Consider the following 22,816-nt stretch of genomic DNA (forward strand, 5'->3'; position numbering starts at 1 on the left):
GGCACTGAATGAAGAAGTAAAACAAAGCCAATTTTTATGATAGAAAGTTAATGCAAACAATTTGAGCCAGACGCTTAAACACGCAGCTTAGCATCATCACGACCGCGCTCAACTGCAGGCACAAAAAAGCCGACGCTATGTCGGCTTAATCAAGTTTGGCTAACGACTACTTTATAATTTGATCTGAGTGTACTGAGTCCACGCAAGTACTTGTCCCATCTGAGGAATGATCCATACTGCCGTGTGCTCATTTTGATAAACACGATAATAAAATAAATCTTCATCACGGATATCATGCTTACGAATTTCACGGTAGAACTGCATAGCAGAATGGCTGACTTCATCCGGTTTTGTCAGTTCTTTTTGTAACACTTTAACGTGAAAAACATCGACTTTAAGGTCATCAATTGTGGTCTGGTACTGCTCAAACTCACCGCGGATAGTGTATTTAATCGGTGTCGTTAAACAATCTTGATCTGTAATACAGGAGGTCGAATAAAACTTACCCTTATTTTGCCCTTCATAGACCAGAGACATACTGAGATCGTTACGAACTAAGAGTTCGCCCGCGACGGGAAAATAAATATCCGCATGGTAATTATGCTCAAGTAACTCACCCATTCCTTTATCATCCGCAGGGAGGACAATACGGTTATAGCGAATGCGCTGCTCCATTATTTGGCTCAGCGGAATAAACTCCGCCATATTTAATCCTGCGGGTTTTGCATCTATCGCCGTGATATTGATGATGCCGTGACCACTGCAGGCATCGGCGTCCAGCTCAGGGCAAATCGCCATCGAATAATTTTTGCCATCTGTTGAGGTAAACGCACTGAAGTAATTAAGGTTATTGATGTGATTTCCCTCTGGCGCTAAATGTTTTTGCCACCATGAAGGATGTAAACGATCCTCATCACCAATATAGAAGGTTCGCGCCGTCCCCAGCGTGCCACCAATATTGAGGCTGATATATTTATCGGCATGCCATTTAGCCACCTGTTTAACCACCGCATGATGGTCGCTCACATACCAAACGATTGCCAAGATAGCGCACAAGAGGGCAATACCAGCAACTTTAGTCCAAACCGACACCCCCACTAAGGCATCACGAATTGCATTCGCATCATTGATCGCCAGCATCTTTACATGGGATTGTTCAGAGATATGCAATTGATAACCGCGGCGTGCCACGGTTTTAAGCTGCACTTCGGTATAGGGTTCGAGCTTTTTACGTAAGGTACTGATGCATTGTGTTAAAGAGGTAGGAGCAACCACCCTTTCAGGCCAGCCGACCTGCAGCAATTCTTCCTTAGTAAAAATGGCATTCGTGGATGATAACAGCAGCACTAATAAGGCCGTTTCGGAAAAAGTCAGGCTGATGGTTGTCCCATTCACATGATCGACTAATTCCTTAGCCTGTTCATCTAACATTAAATAAGATGTGATTTTATGCATGTTAAACGCCTGAAAGATCAGCCAATACTGATAAAGTTTGATTACACTAACAACATGCAATCATCATGTGACATTGTTTCTTTCCAAGAAAACGATGATATGCAATCACCAAGTCAAGATGGTTAATTTTACCTTTTAACAACATATAAGAGTGTGACTCTATACTCAGTTTAGTCATTGTTTAATAAGTACAAAGTTAGACTAATACAGAGGTCGCTAAACTAGATTTCTTGGTATTTAAAGATCCAAGAACAACACAAAAGTAATGCACCAATCCAGCCACCCAGCAAACCATACATTAAGGGTAAGCCAAGCCCAGTTTGAGCAAGCAGAGTGAGACTACTTTTAGCCGCGAGTGTATCCGAGGGAGTCGCGAGTAAATTTAAAGCACGGAACAGATCAGTGGGGTTCAACAAAATCAGTAGATTGAATACAGTACGATTAAACATCTCACTCATTCCAACCACAGCACTGAGTAAAATCAGATCATAAACCAGCACAAGCACAAACCATAAAATGAGTAATATCCCCAGTGCCTTAGCTTTTTCTCGCACACACAAACTAATCCAATAACCCAAGAGCACGAACACTAATGACAGCAAAATACTGCTCATAATCAAATGGCTAAACCCGATCGCTATAGATAACTGGGCCTGAGTATCGCCCAGTGATATCAGTATTAATCCTGTTAAACCAAAGCCCAAAATGCAGGCAATGGTCATCACGCAGGCATGGCCTAAAAACTTGCCGCACACCAGATGCCAACGTGCTAATGGATAGGTCAGCAGTAACAACAGAGTGCCGGATTCTTTTTCACCAACAAAGCTGTCATAACTCAACAAAATCGCACCTAAAGGGAGCATAAATACCGATAAAGTGACTAACCCAGAAAGGATTTGGGCAGGCTCAAATACCACTAAGTTGCCGGACACTGCGCTGCCCATAAAACTCACACACAGAGATAGCAGCAACAAGATTCCCGCCATCATCCATAACCAACGATTACGTAAATTATCCTTAAACTCTTTGGCGGCTATGGTGCTCACTATGCTCAGAGCACTTAAACGATGGTGCAAAACCTCGGAACGGTTCATAGGACTGATTCCAAATTAATCGCCTGATTTATATCTGTTATGTTAATAGTCTTTGTGGGCATTTTTGACGACTGAAGGGGGCAAAGACTTTCCATGTAATGATGAAACACACTCTGCAAACTAGGAGGTTCAATAGAAAAATCCCCAGTGAGCACTTTTTGTAATAAGTGATTTAACACGGCTGACTTTTGCTCCTGTGGCACGGCTAGTGTGAGTCCCTGCCCCGTATTTGCCTTAACACATGCCGCTAAAATGGGATCTGCTAGCAATGCTTGCCTTTGAGTATTAGATAGAAAATGCAACAAGATATGATTTGGCAACTGAGTCGCCGCTCTCAGGGAGGTTAAGCTTCCCGAAGCCAACATTCGCCCTCGACCTAAGATCAAAGCGCGATCCATCTGATCTTGTACTAATCCCAACTCATGGGTACTGATAATAATGGCGCAGCCTTTCGCCTTAAGTTGGGCTATTTTTTGATACAGAAAAGCCGATGCTAAGGGATCTAAGCCAACTGTCGGTTCATCGAGTAACAGTACCTTAGGCTCAGCCAATATCGCCTGCGCGAGCCCAAGACGTTGTCGCATCCCCTTCGAAAAAGTACTCAAACGCTTATCTTTAGCGGCCTCTAAACCAAATTCAGCAAGTAATTCATGCACTTTAGGCAAGGAAACGCCCTTAAGCTTAGCGAAATATCGCAGCAGCTCATTGGCGGTCATATTGTCATAAAAACTCACATTTTCAGGTAAATAGCCTAAAGACAAACTCTGCCGCACTTGTTGGGAGCTCACACTATGACCTTGAACTTGGAGCAGGCCACTTGTGGGGGTAAGTAATCCCAAAATAAGCTTGAGTAACGTAGATTTACCCGCACCATTATGCCCAAGGAGTGCGATCACTTGACCCGCTAACACCTCAAAACTCACATCATCCAGTGCCTTAAACTTGCCATAGCATTTACTGATATTTGTCGCTTTAACAACCACATCAGCATTCACTACAGGCTTATTCGCTGAGCAGGTCAAAGTTTGATGATTCATCGCGAACCTCCATCAATCAGTACGTGCGCATCACTTTGCATTAGGGGAAAACTATCACTTATACCGCTCGTCACTTGGGGCTTAAATTGGCGTTCCACCCAGCGCAGTAACAACACAACGGGGCTTTCCATCAACAGTTTGGCTTCAGGATAAAGCCAAAACAGTTTATCTAAACTGTCATTCGGCCTATGGACAATATCCCCTAATCCATCGCCATTCAGATCCCAACCTTGATATTCCGACCAGTAATTCCCCTGCCCCTGATAACTCCATTCAAGTTGGCTTTCACCGACATATTTAACTTGGGTTTGATTGGCCATAATACGATTATGCCAAAGGCGATTTTCCTCTCCGCCCATGGCCATACTGATCCCAGTATCGCTGTAGCTAAACTCGTTATCTTGAATACGGTTATGTTGAGCAGCGTAAATAAAAATACCTTTCCCCTCATTGCCAAGCTCCACAGTGCCCTTAGGGTTATGGATTTGACTCGCAACATTGGCTTGCACATGGGATGCCTCAGTAATGTTGAGTAAAATGCCAAAGTCCCGCGCCTGAGTCACACGGTTGTGGTGCAGGTAAATATGGGTTGAATTCATTAGGGCATAACCGCCATCGACGGCAATCGCTTGGTTTTGCCACGCTTCGTCGGCTTGGGTATACATGTAGTGAATGCCATATTGCAGCTTAGTGAATTGATTTTCATAAATGCGGCTGTGGGTAACGGACTCTAAATACACACCATCACGAACAAAAATCAGCTGATTTCGGTCAATATGTGGCGAATTAACATGCTTAAGATAAATCCCATCACCCCGATCAAGCACATGAATGGCACCGTTACCACTAATACTATTGTCCGTGATGGTGGGCGAGTTTAGCTGTTCGCCATAAATACCAAAACCATCACCCACCAAGCGGTTTCCCTTAATCAGCACATTATCCGCACCTTTTTTGAGTAAAATGGCGGCATCACGGTAATACAGATCCCGTCCCCAGTGGCGGATATTGAGCTCCTCAATACTCACCTGAGGCGCCTCAATGACCAACGCACTGCCTTGGCGCAGTGCATCTAATGTCGCGCCTATTTCCCCCTTTAGCGAAATGGATTGCGTCACCTTAAAGGAGCCTTCATACACCCCAGTGGCTAGCACTAAGGTGTCACCTGCTTGGGCTTTGTTAAGGGCAAGAGTGAGTGAATCTGTATCTGTTACCCGAATGAGTGCTGCCCAAGTACCGAAAGAGGCAAAGCACAGCAGCCAAATAAGGACGAGACGCAGCTTCATCATCACAACCTTATTTATCACCCGCGAGCAGTTCTAGGGTGATGTCATCAAATCTCAGCACTCGGCCACCGTATTCCTTAGCAAAGGCTTCGGCGGCAGCTTTGGTACTAAAAGGGGCAACGGCAGGTCCCATCACAGCTTTCTTAGTCGTACCGTAAACATAGAAGGCACTTTGAGCATCAATAAAGGCGCCATCGTCTGGCTGATCCCAATCGGTCGTGCCCGCGTCATGCACCATCATGTAATCAATTTGTCTTTTATTTTCAGGCTGTAATGCAAAGTTAAACATATCGCGAGCCGAACAAAACTTAGGTACCGTTTTCTCAGCCTTGAGGTGCACTTGCCCTTTAGGTCCGGGATATTTAGTGATCACCATGCCGCATAAATGGCAACGGTCATGCTCGTGGATCATCTCGGCTTTATGAACATGGTCTGTGGCCTCGCTTTTATTACAGCCAAATAGCAAGGGCACTAACAGCAACAATGCATAGTATTTCTTCATCCTATTTATCCTTTTATTAAAAATATCAACGCCTCGCCAGATTCCTTGCAGGGACAGATCTTTACGGCGAGGGTTGATAGAACGGGTTTCATCTTTTATTCATTTTGCTTTGTGCTTTTGCAATCGCATTATCGATTGCTTCACGGTTGATACTGTCCCCATTGTGTTTGAGCAGGAGCTGCCAATGGTCAATGGCCTCTTGGTTACGAGCATGCAAGTAAGCATCTGCCGCGAGTAACATATGGGTTTGAGGCTCAAAGGGAGAGAGTGCTAATGCTTTGACAATCACCTCTTGGGTTTCAGGTGTCATTTGCCGAAGCTCGCGGTAATAAAGCGCGTTAGCTTTTGCCCCTAACACTTCAGCATCTTCTCCCCCTATTTCAAGTAATTTATCTAAGGTCAGCACCGCATCTGAGTACAAACCTCCCGCATTGTAAGCCTGAGCTAATGACATAAGTGCCAAGGTGTTTTGCGGCTCACTCTGAGCCCAACGACTGGCTTTGGTGATCTCGGCCGCGACTAAATAATCAATATTTTCATCAATCCGACCTTGATCCCAATCCCTAAAACGGCCTGTTTGACTGTAGATAGCAAGGGTAAGCAGCACTAGGACGATTCCCATCGCAAAGGGCACCTTGCTCGACATGTTTGGCAACTGTGCGATTCCCATGACTAGGTTTAGACGCATGTGCTGCCAGTAAATGTAAGCAACAAACAACAGTAAACTGATGCCAATGCCTAGTCCTAAGCTCACCATTCCAGTCTCCATTTCACTCTCCAAACAACTCGTTTTAGGAGCCTGATTAACCGTGTGCAGGCATCATCTTTTTATTTTTCATCTCTTTCATTTCGCTGGGTTTCTCAATATTTTTCAGTTCAATTTCAAAGATAAGTGCTGATTCAGGAGGGATAATACCTACGGCTTCAGTGCCATAGGCAAGGCTTGCAGGTACCACAAAACGGTATTTAGACCCCACAGGCATCAACTTTAATCCCTCTTCCCAAGCGGGGATTACCGACATTAATGCAAAGCGAGTGGGCTCTTTACGCCCAACCGTATTTTCAAACTCAGTCCCATCGATAAGAGTGCCAACATATTCCACTGTGACCACATCTTCTGGATTGGGTTTATGGCCTTTACCTTGGGTTAAGACTTCGTATTGAAGACCAGAGGCGGTAACTTTAACGCCAGACTTTTTTTGATTTTCAGCAAGATATGCCGCACTTGCCTTTTTAGTTTCTGCCATTTGTTTTTCAGCAACGACTGTTCTTGCGGCATTGAGTTGTTCTGCTCTTTGGTTCAGGTAGGTCAGCACCTCTTCGTCGGTTAATTGCTGTTTATCTTTAAGCGCATCCACAAAACCTTGCACGACTAAGTCGACATTCACCTCTGAACCCAATTCAACTTGGTTGTAGACTTGACCAGAAATGTAATTACCAATAGAAGCGCCAATGCTGTAAGAGGTTTTATCTGCATCGGTTTTCAAACTTGTGCCAGCAAAACTGGCTACCGAAACAAATAATGCGGCGCAGGTCGCCACTGTGATGCTTTTGGGGATAAAAGAAGTTGGCATACGTGTTTTCATTTTATGTTCTCTACAATGTTAACCCTGTGGGTTTCGCCTTTTGGCCCTGCAAACCAAACCGATAAAACATCGGTCCTGTGTGTTACTAAGGTTTTTCTGTTACTCGACCTGACATACGCCAGCCATAAATACCATCGGCCATATGACGCACACCTGTGTAACCTAGCTTCATGGTTTCTCTCGCCGCCATATTGCTGCTGGTGCAAAGGCGGTTAGCGCAGTAAAACACCATGACTGCATCTTTATTCTTTGGAAGTAACTCTCTCCAATTCTGAACATTGAAAAAAACTGCTCCGGGGATAAAACCTTCTGCCCATATCTCCAGTGTATTTACGTCGAAAAAATAAACGCCTTGTTTGCCGACTAAGGTTTCCGCTTCCATCATCGAAATGGGATTTAATTGGATTTCGTTATAGGGCACTTCAGACATTTCTGAACCACCACCGGCGATGACTGGCATCGCAGTCACGCCTAAGGCCAACACCATCAATATTCGGCTTACACTTTGACGAAGCATGTTATGCATAATTAGGCTCTCATATTCCCCGACACCCAAAGGTGTCGGGGATGACTAGGACTCAAGTTAAACTATATTTTCTTCGCACTCAGCGCATTACCATCAATAATGGCTTGGGCTTGGGTCACATAGGTCAAGGCGGCATCTAAGCGTTTTTGTGAGTAACGCGCACCATGAACACCCCATGAACCATCGGCTTTAATCAGCTTGAGGACATCTTGAGCTTTATCGGTCAACAACAGCACTTGCGTCTTATCTTCTACCGATAACTTCGCCATATTGGGCGACTTATCGATGCTAATAAGGGCTTTTTCTACTTTGGCATAGGTTTCTTTCACTGGTTTTTGCCACTTCTGAACTTTGCCGTAGATTTGCTGTTGATCTTTAAAGTGCAGACCCTCACCCAACTTAGATTGGAATTGGCTATGGCAACCTTTATTATCCACTACATCGTGATCAGAAGCGGAAGTACGAGCACAGGTCCACATGAGATCGAGGTAGTTATGGCCATTTTCGTCCTTCGCCACAGTCCAGCCCTTAGTGGATGAGTCGCGAGACTTACCTTCAGGTGGGTTAAGTGTCTTACGCAATGGATCAACATCGATTTTCCACATGTGCGACTTACGAACGTTGTCGAAACCGGCCATATCAGGGAACTGGATCGCGGTGAAGTTTTCACAACTACCCATGTTTGGCATATGACAGCTTTGACAAGTTTGTTTACTGTGGGTTTTGGTATTACTCGCAATTTCAGCCTGTGCCGTATGGCAATCGGTACATTCTTTGATGAGTTTTGGTTTAGTAATACCGGATTTCCAATCACCATCAGTCACTTCGTGTGGATCATGACAGGTAGAACAACGCATACCCTTATCGTAGTGAGACGAGGCAAACATTTGCGAACCTTCTGTACCACAAGATGGGCACGAAGATTTCATCTTCACGTTAAAGGCATATTCCAGTTTTTCTTTACCCTGTGGGGTTTGCGCAAGTTCTTCTACGAAGTTAAAACGCTGGTGACAACGCTCACAGTTAGAAGGCATACCACCACCGATACCGCCGTCTAAATGACCACCTGCGCCATGACACTCTTCACAGGTAATACCGAGTGACACTGTATGTTTTTGGAGCTCTTTAGGATTACCAAGGGCTGCAAAAAACTCATCTTTAGTTTTAAAATCAAACTTAAAGGTGTGGCACATTTCGCAATAGGAGCTCGCAGGTTGGAATAAGAATTCCTTCTCGTATTTAGCACCATAGGAGCTCATACCCCATTGGTGTGAACCACTCGCGCCAAAATCTTCCATTTTAGTTGGAAATTCAGGAATAACTTTCTGAATTTTCTTCGCCATTTCAGGGGTTAACCATTCAGCCCAACCACGGGAGAATTGGTTACCACCGGCGACCATAGTGCCAGTACCATCTTTGAGTAAACCGTCTTTCACATGGAAAGTACCGCGTACTAAGTAGCTATCGATAAAGCCGTATTTGGTTCTTGGTGTTCCCACCGTCGCATAAATTGCATCAGGGGTAATGCCGTCTGGCAGGATAGAAGTATCCTTAGTGCCATACATGGTTTTGTTTAAATCGTTATCGACTTCGGGATGACTCCCCGGAAAACGTAAGGTTTTTGAATGGCGTGAACGTTTCCACTTTTCATATTGTGGGCCGTGGCACTCACCACATTTTTCAGGACCAACAAACTTATTTGGGAAATCCAAAATCGACTTGGCACCGAGGCGATATTGCAATGCCATAGGGCGATTGCCCTCTTGATGTTGGCTATATTTTTGGCTATCACCACCGTGTAAGTATTCTTCACCACGGTCACTGACCTTATAGGTTCCTTTTAAACGACCTTGCTCGGCATATTTAAATACCGGATGATTTTCAAAAAGAAAATCAAACAACTCTTTTTCCTGAACAATATAATCCTGCAGTGTTCTTACACCACGGGATTCTAGTGTTAGATCGGGATTAGCCATAATTCCCTGAGCTTCCGCACTCTGTTGTTTATTACCATAGCCAGGCTTTACCTCGCCCGGTTTAGCATCGGATGCTATTCCGGCCACACTGACGATAGTACCTAAACAAAACAGCACGCTGAGTGCTATTTTGGATTTCCATCGTTTCATCATTCACTCCTAATTATCATTAGTTTTTTATTTTCTACTGAACCTAACTGCTCACTGAAAGACATAAACAATTGACCAGTTACAGCATGGTGGAGGCAAAAAACCATTAAAAATCAGAGCTAGAGCACACTAAATTCCCGCTGATAAATCAAGATGAATAAAATCAATTAAAACAATTTAAATACAATAACTTACAAAATTAATGTCATTTATTTTTTAGAAGTTAAAAAGCACATTTCAGTTATAAAAAAAACTAAAAATGCGTTTTACTTTTCAAAAAACATCAAGCGTAAAAAGGAATGATTTAATAACGGATAAGATCACATTATTAAATGCGAAACTCGACTAATCTTAAAATCAACAGTGATTAAACCTTGTGATTAAAGTGACTTTTCCCAATAAGGTCTTATATGTAAATTTAAAATCACAAGAAAATAACTCAAGTTTCTGAGCGAACTTAATAAAAATCAGCATGTAAAAATCACACGGGTAAAATAGCCAACTGTAAACACTATATTACCGCGACCACATTATTCTAAGGCATAATAAATGACAACTATGCTTCCAGAAATTGGACATATATTACTGATCATCAGTAGCGTATTGGCATTATTTTCTGCAGCACTGACCTTAATCGGTGTTAAGCAGAATAATGCCTATCTGGTGGGATTAAGCCCGATACTCTTTAGAGCCATATTTACCTCAGTATTTGTTTCACTTCTTTGCTTAATTTATTGCTTTATTACTGATGATTTTTCTGTTGCTTATGTCGCAAACCACTCGAATAGCCAATTAGCATTGGGTTATAAAGTGGCCGCAGTTTGGGGCAGCCACGAAGGGTCAATGCTGTTTTGGATATTTGCGATTGCCCTTTGGGGCGCGATCATCAGTTATCGCATAAAAATGGCGGATTGCACTCAAGATAAGGCCAGCGATAAATACCAAGACGCCCTATATTTTGCGAGGCTGTTGGCCATTTTGGCATTAGTGATCCTTGGTTTTAACTTATTTTTACTCTTTACCTCTAATCCCTTTGCCCGCTTATTACCTAACATTCCGATTGAAGGGCGAGATCTTAACCCCATTTTGCAAGACATAGGGCTAGTGCTGCATCCGCCCATGCTCTTTCTTGGTTATGTTGGCCTCACAGTTTGCTTTGCTGCAGCGTTAGCATCACTGCTCGGTGGTGGTTTTAATACTCGTCAAATTAACTATTTACGACCTTGGGTATTATTAGCGTGGGTGTTTCTAACGGGCGGCAATGCCTTTGGATCTTGGTGGGCCTATAACGAACTGGGTTGGGGTGGTTGGTGGTTTTGGGATCCGGTAGAAAACGCCTCCTTTATTCCTTGGCTTGTGGCAACAGCATTAGTGCATTCCCTCATTCTCACTCAACGTACTCATGGCTTTAAACTCACGACTTTACTGCTGTGCTTATTGGCATTCTCACTCAGTTTACTCGGTAGCTTTTTGGTGCGCTCCGGCATAGTGCAATCGGTACATGCCTTTGCCGCCGATCCGACCCGTGGCATGTCAATCCTCTGCTTATTAGTGATTTTTGTTGGTGCTGGGTTACTGATTTTTGCGCTCAAAGCGCATCATTTAAAACAGGATGTGACTTTCGCGCTTTTCAGTAAAGAAACGCTGTTACTGCTCGGGATCGTTATCTTAGTCGTAGCAGGGTTTTCCGTATTACTCGGTACATTTTACCCTTTGATCTATGAGCTGCTCGATTTAGGTACACTTTCAGTGGGGGCCCCTTATTTCAACGCTATATTTGTCCCCCTCACTTTCTTGCTTGTCCTGTTAATGGGCATTGCGCCCTTAGTGCAATGGCAAAATGCCTCAAGGACTCGTATTACTTCCCTGCTCATTCCTAGCCTAGTGATATTAGCCGTCGCAGGCTGGGTAAGCTTACAGGCCGCCTCGGGCAGTAGCTTATTTTTACTCCTTGGCACTGCCGCAGCACTTTGGTTGCTAGTGTGTTTATTGCTCACGATATTGGCAGCCTCGGGATTAGGTAGACGAATATATGCCCGGCAATTAACCCAAAACCACAATGAGCACGGCTTAAATCCTCCCGTTAAATCATCAAAACAAGGGTTTATAGCCATGCTATTCGCCCACTTTGGGGTGGCTATCACTATTATTGGTGCAACATCCGTCTCCTTTTTTGAACAGGAAGCCCTCCTCAGAATGGGCCCTGACCAAGGTAAACCGTTGGCGGGTTATATCTTAGTGTATGAAAGCACTGAGAATGTCGAAACCAATAGCTTTACGGCAATCCAAGCCAATATCAGTATCCGCGATGGTGCGAATGATGAAGTGATCCTCGGTTACGTTAGGCCGCAACGCCAAACCTTTAAAAGCAATGGGATGGAAATGTCCCACGCGGGTATCGATCATGGATTATGGCGGGATATTTATGTGTCTATGGGGCTGCAATTAAGTGACAGCGAATATCTTATCCGCATCAGCTATAAACCCCTTGCGAGTTGGATCTGGCTGGGCGCCATATTAATGATGCTAGGTGGGATGATTGCCGCTTGGCCTACTCGCCATTTTAGCTATCAAGCTGATTTAACAACCTTAGTTAACCTATCCCATCACAAACCACAGGAGACACTTGGCTAATGAATCCAATATTGCGCTTTTTAGTCTTACTGCTCCCTATCACCTTATGTGGGATAGGGATCCCATGCTTATCCGTCGCGCAAGCTCAGCCCATATCAAGCCTTTCCTACCAGCAACAGGCAATAGATATCAGTAAAGTGCTGCGTTGCCCTATGGCGACGAATCAGAGCCTATTTGAATCACAGGCGCCAATCGCCCACGAGCTCAAAGCACAAATATTCTCGATGCTGGAACAGGGGCAAAGCCAAGATGAGATTATCGATTTTATGGTGCAACGCTATGGTCAAAAAATCCGTTATCAACCTGAATTTAAAGCCTCCACCTTCGCACTTTGGTTTGGGCCACTGCTGTTATTAGTGCTTGGTGTTGGGTTGTGTCTCGCATTGGTAACCCGTAGAAAAACACAAACGACTATTTAAAAGTAAAGGATAACCAGATGAAATTACACTATTTTCCCTTTGTTCTACTCGTGTGTTTGGGTCTGTTTTCTAATAGCAGCTCAGCCCACTCACTAGACAATAAACTCTACAGTACAGGAGAGCCCCTTCCTAAGCCCCTTGTGATGACTGGTTTTATAGAAATGCAGCACGCACGCGGCGTACCAGAAGTTCCCTTTATTGATGAATCAGGACAAACCCAAACCCTAAAACAGCACCAAGGAAAATTGGTTTTAGTCAATCTTTGGGCAACCTGGTGCGCCCCCTGTTTAAGGGAAATTCCAGAACTCCACAAGCTTAAGCAGCAGTATCAAGGGAAGAATATCGCCATCATTCCAATCTCTATCGATGAAGAATCTAAAGATGTACGCCCTTTTCTTAACCAACATGGCTTTAGCGGCTATGCCACTTGGCTTGACCCGGAGCAAAACATAGAACAAATCATTCCCGCGAATGTCGTACCCGCCAGTTATATTTTTGATGCTAAAGGTAATCTTGTCGGTTTTGTGCGGGGATATCTCGATTGGGCTGATAAAGACGTTGGCCCTTATCTTGATCAACTGATTGCCAAATACGGCCAATAATCACCAAATAACACAGGCTCACAATATATTTCTCCATTCGGTCATCCGCCAAAATTTACCGAAACCCGCTGCCGCCTATTTGGCTGCGGGTATTTTTATCTCTACCCCATCTTTGTATTCTGCGACGCATTTCTTTAAAATTGCCGCCAAACTCTTTATTTCAAGGCAAATCAGATGAAACTCACCCGCTTAACTCAACCTATTTATGACCACTTATATCGTGATATCAGTGAGTTTCGTAGCACCTTCGACTTGCCAGTTAATGATGTTGATTCTTTAGATGACAAGGCCGATACCTTACATACTTCACTGATTATTGAGGAGTTAACTGAACTTGCCGAAGCCGATAGCCGTATCGAACAGGCCGATGCCATCGTCGATTCTGTGTATGTGTTAATGGGGCGTTTAGTGCATTTAGGCGCACAAGCCATGACCGACAGACTCGAAATCAGTTACCTGATTGACTTGTTGCTATGCGTGGCTAAAAACCGTGAAATCGACTTTATCGCCTGCTGGGATGAAGTGCATTCGAGCAATATGAGTAAAGTGTGCCGTAACGAGCAAGAACTAGCCGAGACCATTGCCTTCTATGCCAAGCAAGGTGTTGAAATTGTCGGTAGTCAGCAAGGTGATTTCATCATAGCCAAATGCGCTAAAGATGTGGAAATGGCAGGTAAAGTGGTTCGCCAAGGTAAGGTACTAAAATCGGTTTACTATCGCCCAGCGGATCTGACAACACTGGTTAAAGCCTAACCACGGCAAGCCTAGGATAGCACTTAACTAAGTGCGTCCTAGGATGTGTTGAACAAGGCTAAAACGGCAGAACTCAGTCCGATGTATCACTCTTACGATATTCTAAAATATCCCCAGGCTGGCACGACAGGTACTCACAAATACTCGCCAGTGTTTCAAAACGCACGCCTTTCACCTTGCCACGTTTTAGCAGGGATAAATTCGCTTCGGTAATGCCAACCGCTTTGGCAAGCTCCTTAGAACTCACCTTCCGTATCGCCATCATGACGTCTAAATTAACGATAATGTCCAAAATTACACAAACTCTTTGTTTTCTGCCTCAAAATCTCGGGCAGCTTTAAGCAAATAAACAATCAGCAACATCAATAAAATCGTGGTGATATTGCCAAAATCGAGCGCCAAGTCGATACGGGTATCCTCAAAAAGCGACTTGTGATAGTAACCTACGCCTAAGGTTTGCAGTATCTCTATCACTAAGGCGGCAACCTTAAGCCAAACCAACCACAGATAACAATGCATACTTTCGTCGCTAAAAAACAAGCCGTCTTGATAGTAGGCTAATAATTTTTGCAGCCAATAAACACCCAGTAAAAACGTGATAAACAATGGACTTAACATTAACAGCAACAGGGTTTGACTCGCATCAGGCGATACCCATAGCGCTTGGAACAATCCATTATTCGATCCAAAACGTATCTCATCATGGACTAAGTAGCTATAACCCAGATACACCACCACAATCGTAGCGGCCAACAAAATCACCCACCGGAAAAATGCACTGATTTTTATTAACTTTTCTATGTTTTTATTCATCACTCAATCCTAAATTTAATCCAATCCCAGTGCTCTTTAACCTTGGCTAGTATACTCGTTCGGTAAAATATATTGCAAAGAAATAAAATTTTATTGTTTTACGATAATTAATTTTCGTATTAACATGATGTCACTTCTAACAACCTCAAGGTTACAACAATGCGATTATCCTCCTTCACAAGCCAGTTATGCAGTGCTGCTATTGCCGCTATGCTACTCGCAAGCTGTTCAACCTCAACCACTGAGCAAAAAGCCAATACGGATAGGCTTAACAGCCAGCAAGCCCAAGTGCCGCTCATTCCCATCGAAGATTTTTTCAATGAGCAAAATATTCACCATTTAAAAATGTCCGCCGACGGTAAATGGTTAGCCTTCACAAAGGAATACCAAGGTGCGAGCAATATTTATGTAATAGCGGATAAAAGCGATCTTGCAAGTGCGACACTCTTAACGCAGTCCATTGAACCTATTAAAGAATTTGAATGGTCATCAAACAGTAACGAACTCTTTTTTATGAAAGATAAAGGGGGAAATGAAAACACCCAAATTTTTAAACTCAGCTTTGAAACTCCCCAAGGCAAAATAGAGCCAAAAGAGCAGCAACTGACGCACAATGACAAGGTGAAATACAGCGTCATGGAACAGCCTAAGGATAACCCTGAGCAGCTGGTTGTGATGGCGAACCACGATGAATCGAGTCGGATGGATATCTATTGGCTCAACACCCATGATGGCAAGCTAACGCCTATTTTTGAAAACCACTTAAACTTGGTGCAAATGAAGTTTAACAAACAAGGGCATCCCGTTATTGGCAGTAGCACCAATCTAGATAACAGCTATAGCCTCTACACACTCATTGATGGCACTTGGCGTAAAATAATCCACACAGCTAAGGGTGAAAGCATTGATATCTTAAAAGTAAACGATGCGAAAAAACTCGCCTATATCAGTGCCAACATCGGTGAGCGGGATAAACAACAACTGCTCAAAGTTGATCTTATGACGGGAAAATATGAAACCTTACATAAAGATCCTAAGGATGAAGCGGATGTTTATCAGGTATTGTTTAACGATGCTGGTGAACCTTTAGCCATTTCCTATTACGGCGGGCGCTTAAGAACCTATCCACTTGATACTGAGTTTGCTAAGCACTGGGATGTGATCAATAGGCATTTTAATCAAGATGTTGAAATAACCATTACCGAACGTAACGAGAAAAATAATCTCTGGCAGATCAACGTCGCGAGCGATAGGGCATCGAGCTTAGATTACCAATACAATGCCATTAATGGTGATATCCACTTACTCGCAGATATTCCTCCAAGCATACAACCAGAACTGTTATCACCCAGACAATCCCTAGTCTATACCGCAAGGGATGGTGTAAAAATTCAGGCTTATTTGACATTACCAAAGGGAAACCAGCACAATTTACCCACCATCATTCTGCCCCATGGCGGCCCTTGGGCTCGGGACTACTGGGCGCTAGACTCTGGTTACTTCCATGCGATTGCTCAGTTCTATGCCAACCGTGGTTATGCCGTATTACAGCCAAACTTTCGCGCATCGACAGGATTTGGCAAACACTTCCTCAACTTAGGCAATAACAATTGGGGCACTGGCAGTATGCAAGATGACCTGACTGATGGTGCAAATTACTTGGTCGAACAAGGGATTGCGGATAAAAATCGCTTGGGGATCTTTGGCGCATCTTACGGTGGTTATGCGGCTTTATCCGGCGCGACTTTTACCCCAGATCTTTACCAAGCAGTGATCGCCTATGTGGGGCCGTCAAGCTTAGTCACGCTAATGGCGTCGTTCCCCGATTACTGGCGCCCCTATTTAGGTCAATGGTTTGAATCAGTGGGAGACCCGTTAATTCCTGAACAAAAACAAGATATGGAGAACCGCTCCCCAATTAATTTTGTCGATAACATAAAAGCACCGCTGATGCTTATCCAAGGAGCGAATGATCCGCGAGTGACTCAAGTTGAATCAGATAATATTGCGAAAAAGATGTACCAAAAATCGTTACCCCTTGAATACTTACTCGCCAAAGATGAAGGTCATGGATTTATCAAACGTGCGAACAAGCTCGCCTCGATAATTGCGACTGAACGTTTCTTTGGTAAGTACTTAGGCGGAAAAGTGGATAATAATGTCAATCCAGCTTTGCTTGAACATCTTAATAGCTTAAATGTTGATATAGAAAAACTGTAACCTTAATAAAGCGTTAGAAGTGCAACACCGATTTTGCCAAGGAAGGCGAAATATCTTAACAGGTTAACGCGGTTAACTGTGGGCCAATAGACTAATCTATCAAGTATGACTACACCCCAAGAGATAAAAATGAATCCAGCAAAAGTCGTGCGTGCCGAGGTTAAGCAATTAACTGATTTACCGAATATTGGCAAAGCCTGTGCGGCGGATTTACGTTTGCTTGGCATAGATAAGCCTGAGCAGCTGTTAGATAGAAACCCCTACGAGCTGTATCAAACGCTGTGTGACAAAACGGGTCAGAGACACGACCCCTGTATGCTCGATGTGTTTATCTCCATCACCCGTTTTATGGCAGGTGAAGATCCTAAACCTTGGTGGTTTTACACCGATGAGCGCAAAAATACCTTAGAGAAATGAAGCTTTAGCGACTATTTATCCTCCTGTTTACCCATTATCGTTTCGGGCTCTTCCCTTAACCATTCCCGCCAAATGGCCACCAGCAGGGCCATCAATACTGGACCAACAAACAAACCGACAAAACCCATGGTTTTTACGCCGCCGATCAGACCGAAAAAAGTCGGTAAGAAAGGCAATTTAATCGGCCCACCGACAAGATTGGGCCGCAGGGTTTTATCGACAATAAACAGCTCTATGCTGCCCCAAAGAAACAAGCCGACCCCCGCCGTCATATCGCCTGTGCCGACAAGATAGAGTGAAATCAAGGTAAACATGGTTGGCGCCCCCCCGGGAACCAAGGCCATAAAGGCGGTTAACACCCCAAAAGCCACGGCCGAAGGTACTCCCGCAATCCAATAGGCAATCCCCAGCACTATACCCTCACCAATTGCGATAAGCGTCATACCTATCACGGTAGAACTGACTGTTGCAGGCACCACACGAGAAAAACTATGCCAGCGAGCAGGCAGCACTCGCTCACCCACGATATCCAACTGTTTAGCCACTTGCGGACCATCTTTATAGAGGAAAAACAAAGTGATCAGCATAAAAAGTAAGGTCAATAACAACCCTAAAGTATTCCAACCCAATTGCAGCACCCAACGGGAAATGCCACTCAAATTCTGGCCACTAATGGCACTGATAATTTGGCCTAATTCATGGGGTTCACCAATAAACTGCTGCCATTGCAGGGTTAACCATTCGCCCATCCAAGGCAAGTCTTTGATCCACAAGGGCACAGGCGAACCATGTTGGTTAGTAAACACCAACCAATCAACCCAAGTTCTAATCTCTTGTAACGCATAGGAAAATACAAACACCAGCGGAATAATCAGCCCGAGCACAATACAACACAGGGCAATAGTTGCCGCCAACGCCGAGCGACCACCGCATTTTGCCAATAGTTTTTGATAGAGAGGCCAACTTGAAAAACACACAATCAATGCAGCTAAGGCGGGCACTAAAAAATCGATAAAAAAGAATACGCCAGCACACAAGAGCAAAACCAACAAACTACGACCAATAGCGGCATTACTGAAAATCGGCGTCATAGTGCTAAAACCCCCCACAATAAAATTCAACGATAAAATGGAAAACACTCTGCATTACACCAAACAAGGTTAACGCTTAACCAACTCGTTCTACGAATCAGTTTATTGCGCAGTGCTTCCCATGGGCAATGACTTTAACACCGAATATTGAGCTGTGTATCTATTCAATCTTTGAAGACAAAAGGCCTTTGGATATCTATCAAAGGCCTAACATTTGGAATGAGCTTATTGAGCCGAAAGTTGCTCAACTACTTTCTCTGGCTGGCTAAAATCGGTAATACGCTGAATAACTTTACCATCCTTAACCCACAGTAAAGTAGGAATATTGCGGATTTTAAAATGATTAAATAACACACCTAATTCATCGATACTAAAATCGACTTGAGTTTGATAAAGCTGCTTAAAATCTTCGAGCGCTTTATTGTCTGTCCACAAATGATTGACCACACCGTGCCACGATTTATTAGGCACTTTTTGCGCGAGATTATTTAAACCTTTTTGAACGGCAATACACTCTTTAGACATTTCTGGGCGGCTATCAGCCAAATACCAATCACACCATGTTGCGGTAAAAAAAAGTAAATGCTCACCTTGTTCCCAAGGTTTCAGTAACTTAGCTGTTTGTTCGGCACTGGGTGCCTCCGTTGTCTGCGCAGTCAACTCTTGGCCATTCGCCAACATATCGATAAATTTATCTAAATTGGCATCAGACTCATGGCTAGTGTAAACCACATCACCAGCACGATTGATTAATACACTATAGGGTGTACCGACCAAACCTAAAGCCACACCCAGCTCGCCTTCATTATCCAACCACACGGGCATAGTGAGCCCGAAACGCGCGATAACGTCAGCAATCTTAGGTTGCTCTTCATTAATATTGATGTTCACCGCGACGATATTAATCTTGTCCTGATATTTCTTCTGCAGGGCTTCAAAATGCGGCATTTGTTCCATACAAGGTTGGCACCAGGTCGCCCAAAACTTTAGGTATATCGGCTTGTCACCCGCAACACTGGCTAAAGTCACTTGCTGCTGATCTGGATAGGTTTTAAGTGCGATATCTTGATAGGCTTTATTGCCCGCAAACGTAGCAAAACTCATAACGGCAAGGCACATAACAATGATTTTACGTAACAACATATTGCTTTCCTTAAATCTATAGAACACTCGCACCCACGACTATGGGGCGAGTGATTTGCAGCCATTTGTACAGAAAAACATAATTTAAAAGAAGCGGCAGTCTCACCAACAACCAACCTTTAAACGACGAGTATAAACTAACAAGCCGCTAATTTAGCCATATTAAATGTAAGCCTTGATGAGCATACCAATGAGTATTAATAACCTATTCAACAATATCTTAGACCATCAAACCTAACGCCAATTGCCTCGTCAGCTCTGCGGCGGGAATCGCCTGACAACCTGTTGCATTTTGGCCGCACCAAAGTGGGCTAAAATCACCAAATCCTTGTTGTTCAGCGGCGCTTCGCAATACTGCGACGGCACTTGAGGCGAGCGGAAAATCCGGTGCGGCATTATTGATGGGGCCAAGCTCTGCCATAAAACGATTCATAATTCCACGGGCGGGTCGACCAGTGAATAAGTTAGTCAGAGCCGTATGCTGTGCTGCCTCACTTTGCAGGGCGGCACGGTGAATATCACTGGTGGTGCATTCGGGACAGAGTAAGTATGCCGTCCCCACTTGCACCGCCGAAGCGCCCATCGCCATAGCGGCGCGCACTGTCTTTGCATCGACTATGCCACCCGCTGCAATAACAGGAATATCAACGGCGGCAATGATTTGCGGCAATAGACTAAAAGTGCCTAACTGCTCGGTTAAATCATCGGATAAAAAATGCCCCCTGTGACCTCCGGCCTCTAAACCCTGCGCAATAATGGCATCCGCACCACGCGCTTCTAGCCATAGTGCTTCTTCTACAGTTGTCGCTGTCGAAATGATTTTTGAACCCCAAGACTTTATCTCCAGCAACAAATCTTCATTCGGTAAGCCAAAATGAAAACTCACCACCTCAGGTTTAAATTTAGCTAACACTGCAGCCTGGGTGCTGGTATATGGCGCGCGTTGTGCCCCCACGGTTTGGCTATCAGGATTGACACCCAACTCAGAAAAATAAGGCGCGAGTTGATTAAGCCATGCGGCTTGTTTCGCTGCTTGCGATTCAGGTTCATAATGACAAAAGAAGTTTACATTGATGGGCTTAGCCGTCTGGGTGCGAATATGTGTCAAGGCGGTATCTAAGGCTTCGAGGGATAACATGGCGCAGGGCAAAGATCCCAACGCCCCCGCTTGCGACACAGCTATAGCTAAGGCACTGCCCTGAACACCCGCCATCGGCGCTTGAATAATCGGTAATTCGATTCCAAATAATCGGGTTAACTGGCACGGCATACATCACCTCCTTTGACTTGTTATCACTTGATGCTCAATCCTGATATGGCCCCGCGGTTAAACGCTGGGAGATCCACCACAGATTGCCCACGGGATCCCGCACTCCACCTTGGCGATCGCCATAGGGCATATTCGCCACTTCCATCACTAATTCACCCGCAGCGAAGAGTGCCTGAGCCACCGTTTTATCGGCATTTTCCACATATAAATAATAGGATGCGGGCATAGGCGGAAAAGCTTCACTCGCCTCACTCAACATAAATAAACAGTCGCCGATTTGCATCTGTGCATTAGCTATTTTGCCATCAGCCCGACGGGAAATATGTAGCGCTTTAGCATCAAAGGCTTGCTGTAAAAAAACCACTAAACTATCGGCATCAGCGATCATCATATACGGGCTAACCCGTGCAAATCCTGACGGAATAAACATAACGATTCCTTGTTACCTAAGCATGAAATTGATCATAAAAAACCACTATAAGCCAATGACTATAGACTAAGCACTATGGCAAAAACCAGCTGTGGCAATTAAGCCTTTAGCGTGAAATGTAAACTTAAGCATTCAGTGAACAAGTCAAAGCGTAAAGCCTGCTAATGTAAGACGACCCTACAATTTCAACCACTCTGCAGCCCATCATAAAAGTGCCATAACACTTCATGACACTGGTTATTAAGAATAAATCAGCTTTATTTAGCATCGACTTAGCAACTATGGATCATTCATCTATGCTTAATCTATTGTTAACTTAACATGATGATCCTATGCACTTTACTGCATTCTTCGCTTACTCCCTCAGGATTTGCCTCACCTTAATCCTCTATATTTTCGCCTTTGCAGTGCAGGCAACTTGGTATCCCGCCGATGTGATTGCTGATGGCAAAAAAACGGCATACACACCACTCACTCAAGCCCAAAAAGCATGGCGGATCTGCGCCTTACTTCCCCATGGTAAAGACCAATATTGGTGGGGCGTCGCCTTTGGGTTATCGCAGGAAGCCGAACGCCAAGGTGTAACTCTCGGCATTTATGATGCTGGAGGATATGACAATATTGAGCAACAAAAACAACAACTCTATGCTTGCCAAGCCCTCAAAGCTCAAGCCTATATTATTGCTGCGAATACGGCTGATGGACTGATTGCGGATATCGAACAACTCTCTGCTGCGGGCATTCCTGTTATTGATTTAGTGAATGGTATCGCGACCGACAAACTCACGAGTCGCTCCTTAGTCAGCTTTGAAGATATGTCTGCGGCGGCGATTGAGTATATTGCATCGCAGCAACGAGACCCTGTCGATAAAGCGCCAGTGAAACTTAAAGTTGCTTGGTTTCCTGGACCTAAGGACGCCTCTTGGGTTATGGCGGCGGAACAAGGATTTAGGCGGGCGGCAGCCAAACAAGAGTTCGACACAATTGAAGGAGGGTTTGGCACTACGGAGTTATTTATTCAAGCTGATTTAGTGCGAAAAGTGCTTACTAAACAAAGTGTAGATTATGTGATCGCCAATGCAGTTGCCGCCACTTTCGCGGCGCGCTATTTAGACGGGCGTAGGAATAAAACGGGAAAGGTCATCGCGTTCTACTCGAATGCACAGACCATAGAATTAGTGCAGAAAAAACAGTTACTCGCGACGGTCAGCGACTCACCAGTATTACAGGCTCGGATTGCCATCGATCTGGCGGTGCGCGCACTCGAAGGTGCGCCTTATCCCCACAAAGTGAGCCCAGTTATCAAGGTTATCTCCCAAGACAACATCCACCAGATTGATTTAGAACAAATATTAGCGCCACAGAATCAGTGGATGATCCATCAGGATCTACCACAGCAAAAATGATGCTCA

Annotated in this window: 22 protein-coding genes; 7 read left to right on the forward strand and 15 right to left on the reverse strand. The window is 44.3% G+C overall.

The window, feature by feature from the left end; translation table 11 throughout:
• Nucleotides 1-171: 171 nt before the first annotated feature.
• From L5L94_RS14165 to sirA, 9 genes are all read right to left on the reverse strand, one after another.
• A complete protein-coding gene (locus L5L94_RS14165) occupies nucleotides 172-1,455 on the reverse strand; it encodes a transcriptional regulator (protein ID WP_173496241.1) in 1,284 nt (427 codons plus the stop codon).
• A gap of 221 nt (nucleotides 1,456-1,676) precedes the next feature.
• Nucleotides 1,677-2,549: an ABC transporter permease gene (locus L5L94_RS14170; protein ID WP_263163707.1), complete on the reverse strand. Its 873-nt coding sequence runs from the start codon at nucleotides 2,547-2,549 to the stop codon at nucleotides 1,677-1,679.
• Nucleotides 2,546-3,586 carry an ABC transporter ATP-binding protein gene (locus L5L94_RS14175; RefSeq protein ID WP_263163708.1) on the reverse strand — a complete coding sequence of 347 codons (1,041 nt, stop codon included), beginning with the start codon at nucleotides 3,584-3,586 and terminating at the stop codon, nucleotides 2,546-2,548. Before L5L94_RS14175 ends, L5L94_RS14170 begins: the two co-directional genes overlap by 4 nt.
• Complete coding sequence (gene nosD, locus L5L94_RS14180; protein ID WP_263163710.1) at nucleotides 3,583-4,872, reverse strand: nitrous oxide reductase family maturation protein NosD; 1,290 nt, start codon at nucleotides 4,870-4,872, stop codon at nucleotides 3,583-3,585. The genes L5L94_RS14175 and nosD overlap by 4 nt, the downstream gene beginning before the upstream one ends.
• Nucleotides 4,873-4,882: 10 nt before the next feature.
• Nucleotides 4,883-5,374 carry a nitrous oxide reductase accessory protein NosL gene (locus L5L94_RS14185; protein WP_219251001.1) on the reverse strand — a complete coding sequence of 164 codons (492 nt, stop codon included), beginning with the start codon at nucleotides 5,372-5,374 and terminating at the stop codon, nucleotides 4,883-4,885.
• Between the two features lie 88 nt (nucleotides 5,375-5,462).
• Nucleotides 5,463-6,143, reverse strand: coding sequence for a tetratricopeptide repeat protein (locus tag L5L94_RS14190; RefSeq protein ID WP_263163712.1), 681 nt, complete (start codon nucleotides 6,141-6,143; stop codon nucleotides 5,463-5,465).
• A 34-nt stretch (nucleotides 6,144-6,177) separates the two neighbouring features.
• On the reverse strand, nucleotides 6,178-6,960 hold the full coding sequence (locus tag L5L94_RS14195) for an FKBP-type peptidyl-prolyl cis-trans isomerase (protein ID WP_105250349.1): 783 nt from the start codon (nucleotides 6,958-6,960) through the stop codon (nucleotides 6,178-6,180).
• Nucleotides 6,961-7,045: 85 nt separating this feature from the next.
• The gene (locus L5L94_RS14200; RefSeq protein WP_028761786.1) at nucleotides 7,046-7,486 is read right to left on the reverse strand and encodes a rhodanese-like domain-containing protein; all 441 of its coding nucleotides are present in this window, start codon (nucleotides 7,484-7,486) and stop codon (nucleotides 7,046-7,048) included.
• Nucleotides 7,487-7,548: 62 nt separating this feature from the next.
• On the reverse strand, nucleotides 7,549-9,612 hold the full coding sequence (gene sirA / locus L5L94_RS14205) for a dissimilatory sulfite reductase SirA (RefSeq protein WP_105250351.1): 2,064 nt from the start codon (nucleotides 9,610-9,612) through the stop codon (nucleotides 7,549-7,551).
• Between the two features lie 549 nt (nucleotides 9,613-10,161).
• Here sirA and L5L94_RS14210 point away from each other — a divergent pair.
• The 4 genes from L5L94_RS14210 (at nucleotide 10,162) to L5L94_RS14225 (ending at nucleotide 14,020) form a co-directional block, all read left to right on the forward strand.
• Nucleotides 10,162-12,246 carry a heme lyase CcmF/NrfE family subunit gene (locus L5L94_RS14210; RefSeq protein WP_263163713.1) on the forward strand — a complete coding sequence of 695 codons (2,085 nt, stop codon included), beginning with the start codon at nucleotides 10,162-10,164 and terminating at the stop codon, nucleotides 12,244-12,246.
• Nucleotides 12,246-12,665 carry a cytochrome c-type biogenesis protein CcmH gene (locus L5L94_RS14215; RefSeq protein ID WP_105250353.1) on the forward strand — a complete coding sequence of 140 codons (420 nt, stop codon included), beginning with the start codon at nucleotides 12,246-12,248 and terminating at the stop codon, nucleotides 12,663-12,665. The genes L5L94_RS14210 and L5L94_RS14215 overlap by 1 nt, the downstream gene beginning before the upstream one ends.
• Before the next feature lie 17 nt (nucleotides 12,666-12,682).
• Complete coding sequence (locus tag L5L94_RS14220) at nucleotides 12,683-13,267, forward strand: TlpA family protein disulfide reductase (protein WP_263163715.1); 585 nt, start codon at nucleotides 12,683-12,685, stop codon at nucleotides 13,265-13,267.
• 174 nt (nucleotides 13,268-13,441) lie between these two features.
• A complete protein-coding gene (locus L5L94_RS14225; RefSeq protein WP_263163717.1) occupies nucleotides 13,442-14,020 on the forward strand; it encodes a nucleoside triphosphate pyrophosphohydrolase family protein in 579 nt (192 codons plus the stop codon).
• A gap of 73 nt (nucleotides 14,021-14,093) precedes the next feature.
• Here the strand turns inward: L5L94_RS14225 and L5L94_RS14230 are convergent, their stop codons facing one another.
• Together L5L94_RS14230 and L5L94_RS14235 are read right to left on the reverse strand one after the other, a co-directional pair.
• Entirely contained in the window at nucleotides 14,094-14,312 is a 219-nt protein-coding gene (locus L5L94_RS14230) for a helix-turn-helix domain-containing protein (RefSeq protein WP_063883682.1), read from the reverse strand.
• Nucleotides 14,313-14,314: 2 nt separating this feature from the next.
• Nucleotides 14,315-14,833, reverse strand: coding sequence for a DUF2975 domain-containing protein (locus L5L94_RS14235; RefSeq protein ID WP_063883683.1), 519 nt, complete (start codon nucleotides 14,831-14,833; stop codon nucleotides 14,315-14,317).
• 159 nt (nucleotides 14,834-14,992) lie between these two features.
• Between L5L94_RS14235 and L5L94_RS14240 the strand changes: the two genes are divergently transcribed.
• Complete coding sequence (locus L5L94_RS14240; protein WP_263163719.1) at nucleotides 14,993-17,053, forward strand: prolyl oligopeptidase family serine peptidase; 2,061 nt, start codon at nucleotides 14,993-14,995, stop codon at nucleotides 17,051-17,053.
• Between the two features lie 129 nt (nucleotides 17,054-17,182).
• A complete protein-coding gene (locus tag L5L94_RS14245; RefSeq protein ID WP_168827746.1) occupies nucleotides 17,183-17,470 on the forward strand; it encodes a helix-hairpin-helix domain-containing protein in 288 nt (95 codons plus the stop codon).
• 11 nt (nucleotides 17,471-17,481) lie between these two features.
• Here L5L94_RS14245 and L5L94_RS14250 read toward each other — a convergent pair whose 3' ends face one another.
• The 4 genes from L5L94_RS14250 to L5L94_RS14265 form a co-directional block, all read right to left on the reverse strand.
• Nucleotides 17,482-18,561 (reverse strand): AI-2E family transporter, encoded by a 1,080-nt coding sequence (locus L5L94_RS14250; RefSeq protein ID WP_168827747.1) that lies wholly within the window; start codon nucleotides 18,559-18,561, stop codon nucleotides 17,482-17,484.
• Nucleotides 18,562-18,786: 225 nt separating this feature from the next.
• Entirely contained in the window at nucleotides 18,787-19,704 is a 918-nt protein-coding gene (locus L5L94_RS14255; protein WP_263143154.1) for a TlpA family protein disulfide reductase, read from the reverse strand.
• 220 nt (nucleotides 19,705-19,924) lie between these two features.
• The gene (locus L5L94_RS14260; RefSeq protein WP_263163721.1) at nucleotides 19,925-20,974 is read right to left on the reverse strand and encodes an NAD(P)H-dependent flavin oxidoreductase; all 1,050 of its coding nucleotides are present in this window, start codon (nucleotides 20,972-20,974) and stop codon (nucleotides 19,925-19,927) included.
• Between the two features lie 34 nt (nucleotides 20,975-21,008).
• A complete protein-coding gene (locus L5L94_RS14265; RefSeq protein ID WP_168827750.1) occupies nucleotides 21,009-21,404 on the reverse strand; it encodes a VOC family protein in 396 nt (131 codons plus the stop codon).
• A gap of 332 nt (nucleotides 21,405-21,736) precedes the next feature.
• Between L5L94_RS14265 and torT the strand changes: the two genes are divergently transcribed.
• Entirely contained in the window at nucleotides 21,737-22,810 is a 1,074-nt protein-coding gene (gene torT, locus L5L94_RS14270) for a TMAO reductase system periplasmic protein TorT (RefSeq protein ID WP_263163722.1), read from the forward strand.
• Nucleotides 22,811-22,816 lie beyond the last annotated feature (6 nt).

Source organism: Shewanella sp. SM21 (assembly GCF_025654335.1).
Taxonomy (GTDB): Bacteria; Pseudomonadota; Gammaproteobacteria; order Enterobacterales; family Shewanellaceae; genus Shewanella; species Shewanella oncorhynchi.